The sequence below is a fragment of the Thermus brockianus genome (genome assembly GCF_001880325.1).
Lineage (GTDB): Bacteria > Deinococcota > Deinococci > Deinococcales > Thermaceae > Thermus > Thermus brockianus.
Window position 1 is genome coordinate 1,570,557 of record NZ_CP016312.1, and the last position, 13,549, is coordinate 1,584,105.

Annotated in this window: 16 protein-coding genes and 1 pseudogene; 10 read left to right on the plus strand and 7 right to left on the minus strand. The window is 66.0% G+C overall.

Features of this window, described 5'->3' with window-relative positions; translation table 11 throughout:
• Window positions 1-63: 63 nt before the first annotated feature.
• Entirely contained in the window at window positions 64-2,010 is a 1,947-nt protein-coding gene (acs, locus tag A0O31_RS08480) for an acetate--CoA ligase (protein WP_071677488.1), read from the plus strand.
• 25 nt (window positions 2,011-2,035) lie between these two features.
• Here the strand turns inward: acs and A0O31_RS08485 are convergent, their stop codons facing one another.
• The 3 genes from A0O31_RS08485 to A0O31_RS12945 are packed head-to-tail and all read right to left on the minus strand — an operon-like array spanning window position 2,036 to window position 4,117.
• Window positions 2,036-2,422, minus strand: coding sequence for a nuclear transport factor 2 family protein (locus A0O31_RS08485; RefSeq protein WP_071677489.1), 387 nt, complete (start codon window positions 2,420-2,422; stop codon window positions 2,036-2,038).
• A 3-nt stretch (window positions 2,423-2,425) separates the two neighbouring features.
• Window positions 2,426-3,970, minus strand: coding sequence for an acyl-CoA mutase large subunit family protein (locus A0O31_RS08490; RefSeq protein ID WP_071677490.1), 1,545 nt, complete (start codon window positions 3,968-3,970; stop codon window positions 2,426-2,428).
• Between the two features lie 9 nt (window positions 3,971-3,979).
• The gene (locus tag A0O31_RS12945) at window positions 3,980-4,117 is read right to left on the minus strand and encodes a hypothetical protein (protein WP_203226792.1); all 138 of its coding nucleotides are present in this window, start codon (window positions 4,115-4,117) and stop codon (window positions 3,980-3,982) included.
• Between the two features lie 73 nt (window positions 4,118-4,190).
• Between A0O31_RS12945 and A0O31_RS08495 the strand changes: the two genes are divergently transcribed.
• Genes A0O31_RS08495 through A0O31_RS08535 form a run of 9 tightly spaced genes read left to right on the plus strand, consistent with a single transcriptional unit; the run spans window position 4,191 to window position 10,784 of the window.
• Complete coding sequence (locus A0O31_RS08495; RefSeq protein ID WP_071677491.1) at window positions 4,191-4,496, plus strand: winged helix-turn-helix transcriptional regulator; 306 nt, start codon at window positions 4,191-4,193, stop codon at window positions 4,494-4,496.
• Window positions 4,493-5,296, plus strand: a complete 804-nt coding sequence (gene minD, locus A0O31_RS08500; protein WP_071677492.1) for a septum site-determining protein MinD — start codon at window positions 4,493-4,495, stop codon at window positions 5,294-5,296. Before A0O31_RS08495 ends, minD begins: the two co-directional genes overlap by 4 nt.
• Entirely contained in the window at window positions 5,296-5,517 is a 222-nt protein-coding gene (minE, locus tag A0O31_RS08505; RefSeq protein WP_071677493.1) for a cell division topological specificity factor MinE, read from the plus strand. Before minD ends, minE begins: the two co-directional genes overlap by 1 nt.
• Before the next feature lie 7 nt (window positions 5,518-5,524).
• Window positions 5,525-6,604 (plus strand): rod shape-determining protein RodA, encoded by a 1,080-nt coding sequence (gene rodA / locus A0O31_RS08510; protein WP_071677956.1) that lies wholly within the window; start codon window positions 5,525-5,527, stop codon window positions 6,602-6,604.
• An 18-nt stretch (window positions 6,605-6,622) separates the two neighbouring features.
• On the plus strand, window positions 6,623-7,690 hold the full coding sequence (locus A0O31_RS08515; protein WP_071677494.1) for an ABC transporter ATP-binding protein: 1,068 nt from the start codon (window positions 6,623-6,625) through the stop codon (window positions 7,688-7,690).
• Window positions 7,683-8,543 carry an ABC transporter permease gene (locus A0O31_RS08520; RefSeq protein WP_071677495.1) on the plus strand — a complete coding sequence of 287 codons (861 nt, stop codon included), beginning with the start codon at window positions 7,683-7,685 and terminating at the stop codon, window positions 8,541-8,543. Before A0O31_RS08515 ends, A0O31_RS08520 begins: the two co-directional genes overlap by 8 nt.
• A complete protein-coding gene (locus A0O31_RS08525; RefSeq protein ID WP_071677496.1) occupies window positions 8,540-9,319 on the plus strand; it encodes an ABC transporter permease in 780 nt (259 codons plus the stop codon). Before A0O31_RS08520 ends, A0O31_RS08525 begins: the two co-directional genes overlap by 4 nt.
• Window positions 9,316-10,371, plus strand: a complete 1,056-nt coding sequence (locus A0O31_RS08530; RefSeq protein ID WP_071677497.1) for a polyamine ABC transporter substrate-binding protein — start codon at window positions 9,316-9,318, stop codon at window positions 10,369-10,371. Before A0O31_RS08525 ends, A0O31_RS08530 begins: the two co-directional genes overlap by 4 nt.
• A gap of 35 nt (window positions 10,372-10,406) precedes the next feature.
• A complete protein-coding gene (locus tag A0O31_RS08535) occupies window positions 10,407-10,784 on the plus strand; it encodes a c-type cytochrome (protein WP_071677498.1) in 378 nt (125 codons plus the stop codon).
• On the opposite strand, the gene A0O31_RS13635 is transcribed toward A0O31_RS08535, so the two are convergent.
• From A0O31_RS13635 to A0O31_RS12950, 4 genes and pseudogenes are all read right to left on the minus strand, one after another.
• Window positions 10,781-11,404: an IlvD/Edd family dehydratase gene (locus A0O31_RS13635; RefSeq protein WP_476756173.1), complete on the minus strand. Its 624-nt coding sequence runs from the start codon at window positions 11,402-11,404 to the stop codon at window positions 10,781-10,783. The genes A0O31_RS08535 and A0O31_RS13635 overlap by 4 nt on opposite strands.
• 63 nt (window positions 11,405-11,467) lie before the next feature.
• A pseudogene (locus A0O31_RS13640) lies at window positions 11,468-12,447 on the minus strand (dihydroxy-acid dehydratase domain-containing protein); the annotation flags it as partial.
• On the minus strand, window positions 12,444-13,178 hold the full coding sequence (locus tag A0O31_RS08545) for an SDR family NAD(P)-dependent oxidoreductase (protein ID WP_071677499.1): 735 nt from the start codon (window positions 13,176-13,178) through the stop codon (window positions 12,444-12,446). The gene A0O31_RS08545 and the pseudogene A0O31_RS13640, both read right to left, overlap by 4 nt.
• Window positions 13,175-13,546: a PDDEXK family nuclease gene (locus A0O31_RS12950; RefSeq protein ID WP_071677500.1), complete on the minus strand. Its 372-nt coding sequence runs from the start codon at window positions 13,544-13,546 to the stop codon at window positions 13,175-13,177. Before A0O31_RS12950 ends, A0O31_RS08545 begins: the two co-directional genes overlap by 4 nt.
• Between the last annotated feature and the right edge of the window lie 3 nt (window positions 13,547-13,549).

Sequence of the window (13,549 nt, forward strand, 5' to 3'; positions counted from 1 at the left end):
AAACCCCCTTTTTCTTGACCCCGCCCTCTCCGCCGCCTATCCTCTAAGGGCAAAGGAGGGGGTATGGACCGGATTGAAGGCGTGCTCAAGGAAGAGCGGGTGTTTTACCCAAGCGAGGCTTTCCGCCAGCAGGCCCACATCAAGAGCGAGGAGGAATACGCCCGGCTTTACGAGGAAAGCCTAAATGACCCGGAAGGCTTCTGGGGACGGGTGGCCTCGGAGCTTTCCTGGTTTGCGCCTTGGCAGAAGGTCCTGGAGGGAGACCTCCCCCACCCCAAGTGGTTCGTGGGGGGCAAGACCAACCTCTCCTACAACGCCCTGGACCGCCACGTGAGGACCTGGCGGAGGAACAAGGCGGCCATCATCTGGGAGGGGGAGCCTGGGGAGGAAAGGGTTCTCACCTACCACGACCTCTGGCGGGAGGTGCAGAAGTTCGCCAACGTCCTCAAAAAGCTTGGGGTGAAGAAGGGCGACCGGGTCACCATCTACCTCCCCATGATCCCCGAGGCGGCCATCGCCATGCTGGCCTGCACCCGGATTGGGGCGGTGCACTCCGTGGTCTTCGGGGGCTTTTCCTCCGGGGCCTTGGCCGACCGCATCAAGGACGCCGAGGCCAAGGTCCTCATCACCGCCGACGGCGGCTACCGCCGGGGGGGCATCGTCCCCTTGAAGCAAAACGCCGACGAGGCCCTGAAGGAAACCCCCAGCGTGGAGCACGTGGTGGTGGTGCGCCGCACCGGGGAGGAGGTGCCCTGGACCCCGGGCCGGGACCACTGGTGGCACGAGCTCATGGAGGCGGCCTCCGACCGCTCGGACCCCGAGCCCATGGAGGCGGAGGACCCCCTTTTCATCCTCTACACCTCGGGTTCCACCGGTAAGCCCAAGGGCGTCCTGCACACCACGGGCGGGTACATGACCTACGTCTACTACACCACCAAGCTGATCTTTGACCTCAAGGACGAGGACGTCTACTGGTGCACCGCCGACGTGGGCTGGATCACCGGCCACTCCTACGTGGTCTATGGGCCCCTCCTCAACGGGGCCACCACGGTGATGTACGAGGGGGCCCCCAACTGGCCGGAGCCCGACCGCTTCTGGCAAATCGTGGACAAGTACGGGGTCACCATCTTCTACACCGCCCCCACCGCCATCCGGGCCTTCATGAAGTGGGGGGAGGGGTGGCCCAACAAGCACCGGCTGGAGACCCTGAGGCTTCTCGGCACCGTGGGCGAGCCCATCAACCCTGAGGCTTGGCTTTGGTACTACCACGTGATTGGCAAGGGGCGGTGCCCCATCGTGGACACCTGGTGGCAGACGGAAACGGGGGGCATCATGATCACCACCCTGCCCGGGGCCCATCCCATGAAGCCGGGGCACGCCGGCAAGCCCTTCTTCGGGGTGAAGCCGGAGATCCTGGACAGCGAGCACAAGCCCGTGGAGAACCCGGACGAGGGCGGCCACCTCTGCATCACAAGGCCCTGGCCCAGCATGCTCCGCACCGTCTGGGGCGACCCGGAGCGGTTTATCCAGCAGTACTTCAGCCAGCACCCCGGGGTTTACTTCACCGGGGACGGGGCGCGGCGGGACAAGGACGGCTACTACCTGATCCAGGGCCGGGTGGACGACGTCTTGAACGTGGCGGGGCACCGCTTGGGCACCATGGAGATTGAGTCCGCCCTGGTTTCCCACCCGGCGGTGGCGGAGGCGGCGGTGGTGGGCCGCCCCGACCCCCTTAAGGGGGAGGCCATCGTGGCCTTCGTGACCTTGAAGGAGGGGCATGCGCCTTCCGACGCCCTACGGGAGGAGCTCAAGGCCCATGTGGCCAAGGTGATTGGCCCTATCGCCCGCCCCGACGAGGTGCGCTTCACCGACGCCTTGCCCAAGACCCGTTCCGGCAAGATCATGCGCCGCCTCCTGCGGCAGATCGCCGCCGGGGAGAAGGAGATTAAGGGGGATACCTCCACCCTCGAGGACCGCTCCGTGGTGGAGAGGCTGAAGGAAGGGGCCTAAGGCCCTGCGCCCTCGGCCCGGCGGGCTAGCCCGCCGGGCTTTTGTGCACGTGCACCACCTTCCACCCCTCGGGGAAGCGCACCGCCACGCGGCTTTCGTTCACCGCCTGGTGCCTTAGGCCCCCTTCCTCCTCGAGGGTGAGGAGGAGGGTATAGCTGAAGATGGCCACCTCCCCGTAGCGCTGGAGCCTTCTTTCCAAGAGGTCTATCCGGTAGGGCTTCCCCCGGGTGGCCCAGCGCTTCTCCACCATGAAGCGGTGGAAGTCCAGGCCGTCCAGGCGGTGGGGGGTGACGAACCACTCGTAGAGGGAAAGCTCGGGATGGGTGGTGGCGGCGTAGGTGGCGTAGTCCCCTTCGTAGATGCTCTTTAGGTGGTGCTCCAGGAAACCCCAAAGCTCGGCCTCGCCCTCCACGGCTCACCTCCCCGGCTGGTACTCCCCCCACTCCTCCCGGAGGACCCCGCAGACCTCCCCCAAGGTGGCCCGGCGGCGGAAGGCCTCGAGGACATAGGGGAAGAGGTTCTCCCCTCCCTTGGCCGCCCGGCGCAGGTTCTCCAGGCCGATACGGACGCTTTCCCCGTCCCGGTTTGCCCGGAAGGCGGCAAGCTCCCGCTTCCTCCTTTCGTGGAGCTCCGGGTCAATGCGCTGCACGGGCACGGGTTCGTTCAGGGGGCTGTTGGGGTCATGGAAGCGGTTCACCCCCACGATGATCCGCTTGCCCTCCTCCACCTCCTTCTGGAACTGCCAGGCGGACTCCTCTATGGCCCGCTGGAAGTAGCCCGCCTCCACCGCGGCCACGGCCCCGCCCAGGGCGTCTATCTCGGCGATGAGCCGTTCCGCCTCCTTTTCCAGGGTATCGGTAAGGTGCTCCACGTAGAAACTTCCCCCCAAGGGGTCAATGGCCTTGGTCACCCCGCTCTCGTAGGCCAGGATCTGCTGCGTGCGCAGGGCGAGGAGGGCACTTTTCTCCGTGGGGAGGCCCAAAGCCTCATCGTAGGCGTTGGTGTGGAGGCTTTGCGTGCCCCCAAGCACGGCGGCCAGGGCCTGGTAGGCGGTGCGCACCACGTTGTTCAAGGGCTCTTGGGCGGTGAGGGTGGAGCCTCCGGTCTGGGTGTGGAAGCGGAGCATCCAGCTTTTGGGGTCCTTGGCCCCGAACTCCTCCCGCATGATGCGGGCCCAAAGCCGCCTGGCGGCGCGGAACTTGGCCGCCTCTTCCAAGATGTCCCCGTGGGCGGCGAAGAAGAAGGAAAGCCTGGGGGCGAAGGCGTCCACGTCCAGGCCCCGCTCCATGGCCGCCCGCACGTAGGCCTTGCCGTCCGCCAAGGTGAAGGCGATCTCCTGGGCGGCGGTGGCCCCGGCCTCCCGGATGTGGTAGCCGGAGATGCTGATGGTGTTCCACTTGGGCACGTGCTGGGCGCAGAACTCAAAGATGTCCGTCACCAGGCGCATGGAAGGGCCTGGGGGGTAGATGTAGGTGCCCCGGGCGAAGTACTCCTTGAGGATATCGTTCTGCACCGTGCCCGAGACCTGGTCCCAGCTTACCCCCTGCTCCTCCGCCACCAGGAGGTAGAGGGCGAGGAGCATCATGGCGGGGGCGTTGATGGTCATGCTGGTGGAAACCCGGTCCAGGGGGATGCCCTCAAAGAGCTTGCGCATGTCCTCGAGGGTGGCGATGGACACCCCCACCCGCCCCACCTCCCCCACACTCATGGGGTGGTCGGGGTCTAGGCCGAGCTGCGTGGGCAGGTCAAAGGCCACGCTGAGGCCGGTCTGGCCCTGGGCGAGGAGGTATCGGTAGCGGGCGTTGGACTCCTCGGCGGTGGAGAAGCCGGCGTACTGGCGCATGGTCCAGAGCCGGTCCAGGTACATCCGCGGGTAGATGCCCCGGGTGAAGGGGTACTCCCCCGGGCGGCCGAGCCTTTCCCGGTACCCTTCGGGCAGGGACTCAAAGAGGCCTTCCATGCCCTAGTTTTACAAGAAGAGGCGGAGAAGGAGAAGGGCGAGGAAGAGGACCCCTAGGATAAGGAGCAAAGGGGGCAAGAGGAGGCTATAGGCGGCCAGCACCATGGCCAAAAAGTCCTTCCAGTCGGGCCGGGGATTTCCTTGCACGCCCTTAGCATACCCCTTTCTCCGCTTTACTTCCCCGCTACCTAGCTACATCCTCTTTTGATAGCATTAGCCCATGGCCCTATCCAAGAGCGCCCGGAAGGTGCTTAAGGTTCTGGCCCGCCGGGGGGCCCCCGAGGTCCTCTTCGCCCTAAGCCGGGGGGCCTCCCGCTTCTCCGACCTGGAAAGCCTCCTGGTCCTATCCCCGAGAACCCTGGCGGAGAGGCTTCGGGAGTTCCACCTGTTGGGCTTCGTGGAGCGGCGCGCCTACCCTGAGGTGCCGCCTCGGGTAGAATACATCCTGACCCCGCGGGGCAAGCGGGTTTTGGATTTCCTGCGCGGATTGGAGGAGGTATTGGAGCCCAAGGAGGAGGTACGGTGAAAGCCAGAGCCATCGTGGTGACATCGGGCAAGGGCGGGGTGGGGAAGACCACCACCACCGCCAACCTGGGGGCGGCCTTGGCCAAGCTGGGGGAGAAGGTGGCGGTGGTGGACGTGGACGTGGGCCTCCGCAACCTGGATGTGGTCATGGGCCTCGAGGGCCGGGTGGTCTTTGACCTCATTGACGTCCTGGAGGGGCGGGCCAAACCCCGGCAGGCCCTCATCCGGGACAAGCGGGTGGAAAACCTCTACCTCCTCCCCGCCTCCCAGACCAAGGACAAGGAGGCTTTGGACCCCGCCAAGTTCAGGGAACTTATCCAGCTCCTCCTTAACGAAGAGGGGTTTGACCGGGTACTCATAGACTCCCCCGCCGGCATAGAGAAGGGCTTCCAGACCGCCGCCACCCCGGCGGAAGGGGCCTTGGTGGTGGTGAACCCCGAGGTGAGTAGCGTGCGGGACGCCGACCGCATCATCGGCCTCTTGGAGGCCCGGGAGATCCGGGAAAACTACCTCATCGTGAACCGCCTCCGGCCCAAGATGGTGAGCCGGGGGGATATGCTTTCCGTGGAGGACGTGGTGGAGATCCTGGGCCTAAAGCCCATCGGCATCATCCCCGAGGACGAACAGGTCATCGTTTCCACCAACCAGGGGGAGCCCTTGGTCCTCAAAGGGACGAGCCCCGCCGCCCAGGCCTTCTTGGACACCGCCCGGCGGATGCGGGGGGAGGAGGTGCCCTTCCGCCACCTGGACGAGGTCCAGGGGTTCTTGGGCGTCTTGCGCAGGCTCTTTGGGGGTCGGTGATGTGGTGGCGTAAAAGGAGCAAGGAAAAGGCCAAGGAAAGGCTTAAGCTGGTCCTGGCCTACGACCGGGCGAAGCTTTCCCCCGGGCTTGTGGAAAGCCTAAAGAGGGACCTCTTGGAGGTGCTCCGCCGCTACTTCCCCGCCCAGGAGGAGGGGCTCCAGGTGGCCCTGGAGGAGCGGGGGGAGAAGATGGTCTTGGTGGCGGATATCCCCTTGCGCTGAGGTGGGCGTGGTCCTTAAGCGGCCAAACCTCTTGGCGTACGATTGGGGGCTCATCGTTTTGGCCCTGACCTTGGCCGTCCTCGGGGTCTTTAACCTTAGAAGCGCCACCCCTGACCCTGGCCTTGTCTCCCGGCAGGTCTTGGCCCTTTTTCTGGGTCTCGGGCTTGCGGTGGGGGTCCAGTTCCTCACCCGTCGGCTCCTCTTCGCCTCGGCCTATCCCCTTTACGCCCTTTCCTTGGCCCTTTTGGTGGCGGTCTTGGCCTTTGGCCGGGAGATTAACGGCGCCAAGGCGTGGTTTGTCCTAGGGCCCTTGCAGTTCCAGCCCCTGGAGCTCGCCAAGGTGGGCCTCGTCCTGGCCCTGGCCCGCCTCCTTGCGGAAAGGCCCGTCCGCCGCTTCTCGGACTACATCTTGCCTGCCCTCCTCACGGCCCCGGTGGCGGGGCTTCTCCTCCTCCAGCCCGATCTTGGGGGCACCTTGGTCGTCCTTTTTGGGGCCTTTACCGTGCTCTTCGTGCGGGGTCTACCCTGGAGGCATCTTCTCTTCGGGGCCTTGGCCCTTATCCTCCTCGTGCCCACCGTGGTCTGGCCCAACCTCAAGCCCTACCAACGGGAGCGGGTCCTCATCGTCCTAGACCCCTACCGCGACCCTCTGGGCCAGGGCTTCCAGGTAATCCAGTCCACCATCGCCATCGGTTCTGGGGGGTTTTTCGGCAAGGGGTATGGCCAGGGGACCCAGACCCAGCTGGGCTTCGTCCCCTTCCGCCACACGGACTTTGTCTTTGCCGTCTGGGCGGAGGAGTGGGGTTTTGTGGGGGTGGTGGCCCTCCTTGGGCTCTACGCCCTCCTCACCGTGCGCCTCTTTGGCCTCGCCCTGGAATGTGCCCGGATGGAGGATCGGCTCTTTATTGCCGGCATTGGAGGGATGCTGGGCTTCCAGGTGGTGGTGAACCTGGGCGTGGCCTTGGGGGTGATGCCCGTCACCGGCCTTACCCTGCCCCTTTTCTCCTACGGGGGCTCCAGCCTCATGGCCACCCTCTTCGCCTTGGGCCTGGTCCTCCTCGTGCACCGGGACCGGGCGGTGCCCTAGCCTGCTAAACTAGGCCCCGTGGCGGACGTACTGGTGCGCCTATCCGGGGTGCGCAAGGCCTTTGGCGGGGTGGTGGCCTTGGACGGGGTGGACCTGGAGGTGCGAAGGGGGGAGTTTTTCAGCCTCTTGGGACCCTCGGGGTGCGGGAAGACCACTCTTCTTAGAATTCTTGCCGGATTTGACACACCGGACGCGGGCCGGGTGGAGATCGCCGGAAAGGACATGGCGGGGGTTCCTCCCTATGCCCGGCCGGTGAACACCGTTTTCCAGAACTACGCCCTCTTCCCCCACATGACCGTGGAGGGGAACGTGGCCTTTGGCCTTAGGATGAAAGGCCTGCCCCAGGCCGAGGTACGGCGGAAGGTGGCCTGGGCCTTGGAGCTCGTGGACCTTGTGGGCTTGGAGAAGCGCTACCCGAGGGAGCTATCTGGGGGGCAGAAGCAACGGGTGGCCCTGGCCCGGGCTTTGGTCCTGGAGCCTTTGGTCCTCCTCCTGGACGAGCCCCTTTCCGCCCTGGATGCCCGGCTTCGCCAGGAGCTTCGGGTGGAGCTGATGCAACTCCAGAGGCGGCTTGGTACCACCTTCATCTTCGTCACCCACGACCAGGAAGAGGCCTTGGTCATGTCGGACCGCATCGCCGTGATGCGCTCCGGGCGCATCGTGCAAGAGGGGCTTCCCGACGAGGTGTACGAAAGGCCCAAAAACCGCTTCGTGGCGGAGTTTTTGGGGCGTTCCAACTTCCTCCCCGCAAGGCCGCACCCCCTGGGGGCCGAAACCCCTTTGGGGCCTTTGCGGCTAAAGGAGCCCTTGGCCCAAGCGGCCACCTTGGCCATCCGCCCGGAAAAGATCCGCCTGTACCCGGCGCAAAACGGGGTCCCCGCCCGGGAGAACCTGGTGCGGGCGGTGGTGGAGGAGATCGTCTACACGGGGGCGGAGAACCAGTACTACCTGAGGGCGGGGGAGGTGCGGCTTCTCGCCTACACCCTGAACCAGGACCTGCAGGAACCAGGGGCAGAGGAATTCGGCTATGGGGAGGAGGTCTACGCCTACCTCCCCCCAGGGAACCTGGTGGTGGTCCATGAATGAGGCGGCGACCCCCAGCCAGCGCCTTTTCCGGGTCCTGGTCACCGTAGGGCCGGGGGGGCTTTGGCTCGTCCTTTTCGTGCTCTTCCCCTCCCTTTTGGTCCTCCTCGCCTCCTTCCTCACCCGGGGGCCTTACGGGGAGCTGGGCCCGCCCCTTGGCCTGCACAACTACGCCCGGGCCTTGGAGCCCCTTTACCTGGAGGCCTTCCTCCAAAGCCTCTTGGTGGGTGTTTGGGCCACACTCCTTTCCGCCCTCTTGGGCTATCCCCTGGCCTTCTACATCGCCCGCCACCCGAAGCGGGACCTCCTCCTCTTTCTGCTCCTCCTGCCCTTCCTCACCAACTTCCTCATCCGGGTCTACGCTTGGCTCGTCTTGCTGCAACGGGAGGGCCTGGTGAACGCCTTTTTGGAGGCCTTTGGCCTTGGCCCCTTCGCCTTCTACCCCTCCTTTGGCGCCGTGCTTTGGGCCACGGTCTACACCTTCCTGCCCTTTTTTGTCCTGCCGGTCTACGCCAGCGTGGAAAGGCTGGACTGGCAGCTTCTGGAAGCGGCCTATGACCTAGGGGCGAGGCCCTTTAGGGCCTTTCTCCACGCCGTGCTTCCCCAGACCTACCCGGGGCTCTTTGCGGGAAGCGTCCTCGTTTTCATCCCCGCCATGGGCACCTTTGTGGTGGCGGACCTTTTGGGGGCTGGGCGGGTGGTGCTCATCGGCAACCTCATCCAGCAGCAGTTCGGCGTCACCCGGGACTGGGCCTTCGGGGCGGCGTTGAGCGTCTTCCTCATGGGCTTCGTCCTCCTAAGCCTTTACCTCTACGCCCGCATCCAGGGGGAAAGGGGGCTTGAGGAGCTGGTATGAGGCGGTTGCTTTCCCTCCACGCCCTTTTGGTCTACGCCTTCCTTTACCTTCCCCTTTTGGTCATCGTGGCCCTTTCCTTCAACGAGAGCCGCCGGGGGGTGCGCTTCACCGGCTTCACCCTGGACTGGTACCGGGCCCTTTTTCAGGACCCCAGGGTCTTGGAGTACTTTGGGAACACCCTGGTCGTGGCCCTGGTGTCCACTTTGGTCTCCACGGTCTTGGGCACCCTGCTCGCCTTGGGCATGGTGCGCTACCGCTTCCTTGGCAAGGAGCTTTTGCGCTATCTCCTCTACATTCCCGTGGTGGTGCCCGACGTGGTCATGGGGATCTCCCTCCTTCTCCTTTTCGCCTTCTCCCGGGAGCTTTTGGGTTTCCCGAGGCTTTCCCTCCTCACGGTGATCCTCGGGCACATCACCTTCCAGCTGGCCTTTGTGACCCTGGTGGTGCGCTCCCGGCTTCTCCTCCTGGACCCCGCCTTGGAGGAGGCGGCCCGGGACCTGGGGGCCAGGGGGTTCCAGACCTTCCTCCACGTGACCCTTCCCTTGGCCTGGCCGGGAGTGGCGGCGGGGGCCCTCCTGGCCCTCACCCTTTCCTTGGACGACTTTGTGGTCACCTTTTTCACCGCAGGCCCCGGGGCCACCACCCTGCCCCTTTACATCTACTCCAGCGTGAAGCTGGGCGTAAGCCCCAAGGTGCACGCCCTTTCCACCCTCATCGTGGGCCTTTCGGCGTTTTTTCTGGCGTTGGGGTATGCTCTTTCAAGGAGGCGGGTATGAGGCGAGGGGCGTTTCTCCTTTTGCTTGTGGTTTTGGTCCTCCTTGGGGTATTCCTCCTCCGGCCTAGGCCGGCCCAAGGGGCGGGTACCCTCTACTTCCTCAACTGGGCTGACTACATCCCCGAGGAGCTCGTCAGGAAGTTTGAGGCGGAAACGGGAGCCAAGGTGGTCCTGGACACCTTTGAGTCCCCCGAGGCCATGCTGGCCAAGCTGAAGGCGGGGGCGGACCAGGAGTTTTCCCTGGTGGTGGCCCCGGACTACTACGTGCTCCAGATGGCCCGGGAGGGGCTCATCGCCCCCCTGGACAAGGGGAGGCTCGCCAACCTAAAAAACCTGGACCCCTTCTTCCAAGATCCCCCCTATGACCCGGGTTTGCAGTACTCCGTGCCCTACTTGTGGGGCACCACGGGGATTGCCTACCGGGAGGACCTGGTCCAGGGCCCCGTGGACTCCTATGCGGTCCTCTTTGACCCTGCCCGCCAGGTGGGGCCCTTCCTCCTCCTGGACGAGATGCGGGAGACCATTGGGGCGGCCCTCAAGTACCTAGGTTACTCGGTGAACACCACGGACCCCGCTGCCTTGGAAAAGGCCAAGGAGCTCCTCCTTAGCGCCAAGGGGCGTTCCGTGGGGTTTGCGGGGGGGATAGAGGCCTTAAACCGCATCCTGGCGGGGGATGCGGCCCTTGCCCTCGCCTACTCGGGGGACGTGCTCCAGGCCCGGCAAGAGGACGAGCGCCTGCGCTACGCCATCCCCAAGGAAGGGGGTACCCTTTGGACGGACGCCATGGTGGTCCTGAAGCGGGGCCCGGCGCAGGAGCTGGCTTACCGCTTTATAGACTTCCTCTTGGAGCCGGAAAACGCCGCCGCCCTGGCGGAGTACACCCGCTATGCCACCCCCGTGGCCGCCGCCATCCCCCTTCTTCCCGAAGCGATGCGCCAAGACCCCGTGGTCTTCCCCCCGGAGGAGGTGCGGGCCAAGCTGGAATACCTGAAGGACCTGGGGCCGGACATCGCCCTCTTTGACCGGGTTTGGACCGAGGTAAAGGCCCGCTAAAGGCGCTAGGGCAGGGAATAGGGTAGGCTGGACCCATGAGGAAGCTTTGGGCCATTCTCCTCGTCTTGGGCCTGGCGTGGGGCCAAGGGGTAGAGGCCCTTTGGGCGAGGTCCTGCGCCCAGTGCCACGGGGAGAAGGGCCAAGGGGTGCGTCCCTACCCCTCGCTTCAGGGGGCATTGCCCCTCTTCGCTACCCCGGAGGGGCGGCGTTACCTGATCCTGGTGGTCCTCTACGGCAAGAAGGGCGAGGCTGGCCTGATGCCGGGCTTTTCCCAACTTAAGGACGAGGAGCTCGCCGCCCTTCTGAACCACCTCCGCGCCCTCCTTGGGGCCAAGGGCGAACCCTTCACCCCGGAAGAGATCCGCCGGGGGCGAGGCCTAAACCTCACCCCCGACCAGGTGAAGCGCCCTTAGAGGGGTTCTTCCAGGACGGCGCCCTCGTCCGCCTGGCGCACGAGGGCGGCGTAGCGGGCGAAAAGCCCCCGGGTGAAGGCGGGGGGGCGGGGTTGCCACCTCGCCTTGCGCCGGGCGAGTTCCTCTTCGGAAAGGAGGACCTCGAGGCGGCGGTTCTCCACGTCAATCCGGATGGTGTCCCCCTCTTCCAGGAGGGCGATGGGGCCCCCCACGAAGGCCTCGGGGGCGATGTGGCCGATCATGAGGCCCCGGGTGCCCCCAGAGAAGCGGCCGTCGGTGAGGAGGGCCACCTCGGGACCAAGGCCCTCCCCCACGAGGGCGCTCGTCACCGAGAGCATCTCCGGCATGCCGGGAGCCCCCTTAGGCCCCACGTAGCGGATGACCACCACGTCCCCGGGGCGGATCTCCCCGTTTAGGACCCTTTCCATGGCGGCTTCCTCCGAGTCAAAGACCCGGGCCGGGCCTTGGAAGAAGGTGCGCTCCGTGCCGGCAAGCTTTAGGACGGCCCCTTGGGGGGCAAGGTTGCCCCTGAGGACCACCAGGCCCCCGTGGGGCTTGAGGGCCTTTGCCACGGGGAAGACCACCCGTTGCCCTTCCTGCTCCCGAAAGGCCCTTTCCACCTCCTCCGCCAGGGTTCTCCCCGTGAGGGTTTTCTCGTCCCCAAAGAGGAGGCCCGCTTCCAAAAGCCGCCGGAAGACGAGGGCCGTCCCCCCCGCCTCAAAGAGCTCCCAGGCGGTGTAGGTACCCCAGGGCCTCAGGTCGGCGATGACCGGGGTCTTGCGGGAAACTTGGTCAAAGTCGTCCAGGGTAAGCTCCACCCCCGCTTCCCTGGCCAGGGCCAGGAGGTGGAGCACGGCGTTGGTGCTCCCCCCCGTGGCGGCCACGGTGGCGATGGCGTTGAGGAAGCTCCTCCGGGTGAGGAAGTCCTTGGGCTTCCAGTCCTTAGCGATGGCCTCGGCGAGGATTTTCCCTGCCTCCCGGGTGGCCCGGGGTTTGTCCGGGTGGACGGCGGGGATGGCGTTGTAGCCGAGGGGGGAGAGGCCTAGGGCCTCGAGGGCCATGGCCATGGTGTTGGCGGTGTACTGGCCGCCGCAGGCCCCGGGGCCCGGGATGGCCCGCTTCTCTATCTCCAAAAGCTCCTCGTCGGCGATTTTGCCCGCCGCCCGCTGGCCCACTGCCTCAAAGACCTCCACGATGGTGAGCTTCCTGCCCTGCCACTCCCCGGGGGCGATGGTGCCCCCGTAGAGGACCATGCCGGGGACGCCGCTTCGGATGACCCCCATGGCCCCCCGGGGATGGTCTTGTCGCAGGCGGAGAGGGCCACCATGCCATCGTAAAGGTAGCCTTGGGCTATGAGCTCCACGCTGTCGGCGATGACCTCGCGGCTCACGAGGCTTGCCCGCATCCCCGGGGTGCCCATGCTGATGCCGTCGGAGATGGCGGGGGCCCCGAACTCAAAGGGCACGAGGCCCGCTTCCCTGAGGCCCGCCTTGAGGTCCAAAGCGAGGGTCCGCAGGTGGAAGTTGCAGGGCATCCCGTCGGTGAAGGTGTTCACCACCCCCACGAAGGGCCTTTGGAAGTCCTCGTCCCCTACCCCCACCGCCCGGAGCATGCTCCGGGCGGGGGCCTGCTGCAGTCCTTTCTTGATGCGGTCCGATCTCATGCGTCCCTCCAACTGGCGGTCTTGCCGTGGTACTGCCTGGCCTTGGGAAGGAGGCGCACCAGGGCCTTGGCCGCCTCCTCCGGCGTGAGGAGTAAGCCCTCCTCCTTGTAGCCCCTAAAGACCCGTTGGAGCACAGAAGCGGCGCTCCCTTGGGCCTCCCGGGCCTGGCGTTGCATCTCCGTCTCCACCACCCCGGGCCGGTAGACGAAGCAGGCGATTTCGGGCACCTCTGCGGCCAGCTGCCGCGCCAGGTGCTCCTCCGCCGCCTTGGCCACGGCGTAGGCGCCGATGCCGGGGAGGTTCGTTTCCGCCGCCCCCGAGCCCACGTACACCGCAAGCCCCTCGCCCCGCCTCCGCAGGAGGGGGTAGGCGAAGCGGGCGAGCTGGTAGCCGGCGAGGAGGTTGGCCTCGAGGACCTCCATGAAAAGCGGCTCCGCTATCTCGTAGAGCAGGGGCCCCGGGTGCAGGACCCCGGCGTTGTGGATGTAACCGAAGAAGTTGCCAAGGCTTTCCGCCTTCCCCACCAGGGACTCGGCCACCTCGGCCTTGCCGGCGCTCCCCGCCACGTAAAGGGCCCTACCCCCTAGGGCAGCCACCTCCTCCGCCACCGCCTTTAAGGGGCCTTCCGAGCGGGCGTTCAGGACCAGGTCGTAGCCCGCCTTGGCGAGCTCCAGGGCGAGGGCTTTGCCGATGCCCCGGCTCGCTCCGGTGAGGATTAGGGTCTTCTTCATAGGAGTTCCTCCATGGGGATTTCCACGCCGAGGAAGGCGGGCCGCAGGGTTTCCACCTCCCCGTAGGGGGCCCCTTGGCCCTCCAGGTCCACCCCCCAGACCTCGGGCACGCCCCCTTGGGCGTAGGGGAGTTTGGTGGAGAGGTCGTGGCGTAGCGGAGTGTCGGCCACTTCCCCCACCCGGAGGGCGTCCTTAAGCAGGGCCTTCCCTTCCAAGACCAAGGGGGCCAAGCGGCCTGTTAGCCTGCGGACGATGGCGTGCCTAGGACCGACAGGGTTCATCTCCACCAAGCCCCCTTCCACTTCTTCCAGTACCTTCTGGCACCGGTAGGCCCCGCCTTGGGGCTCGCTGAAGCGGTGGTGGCGCATTGC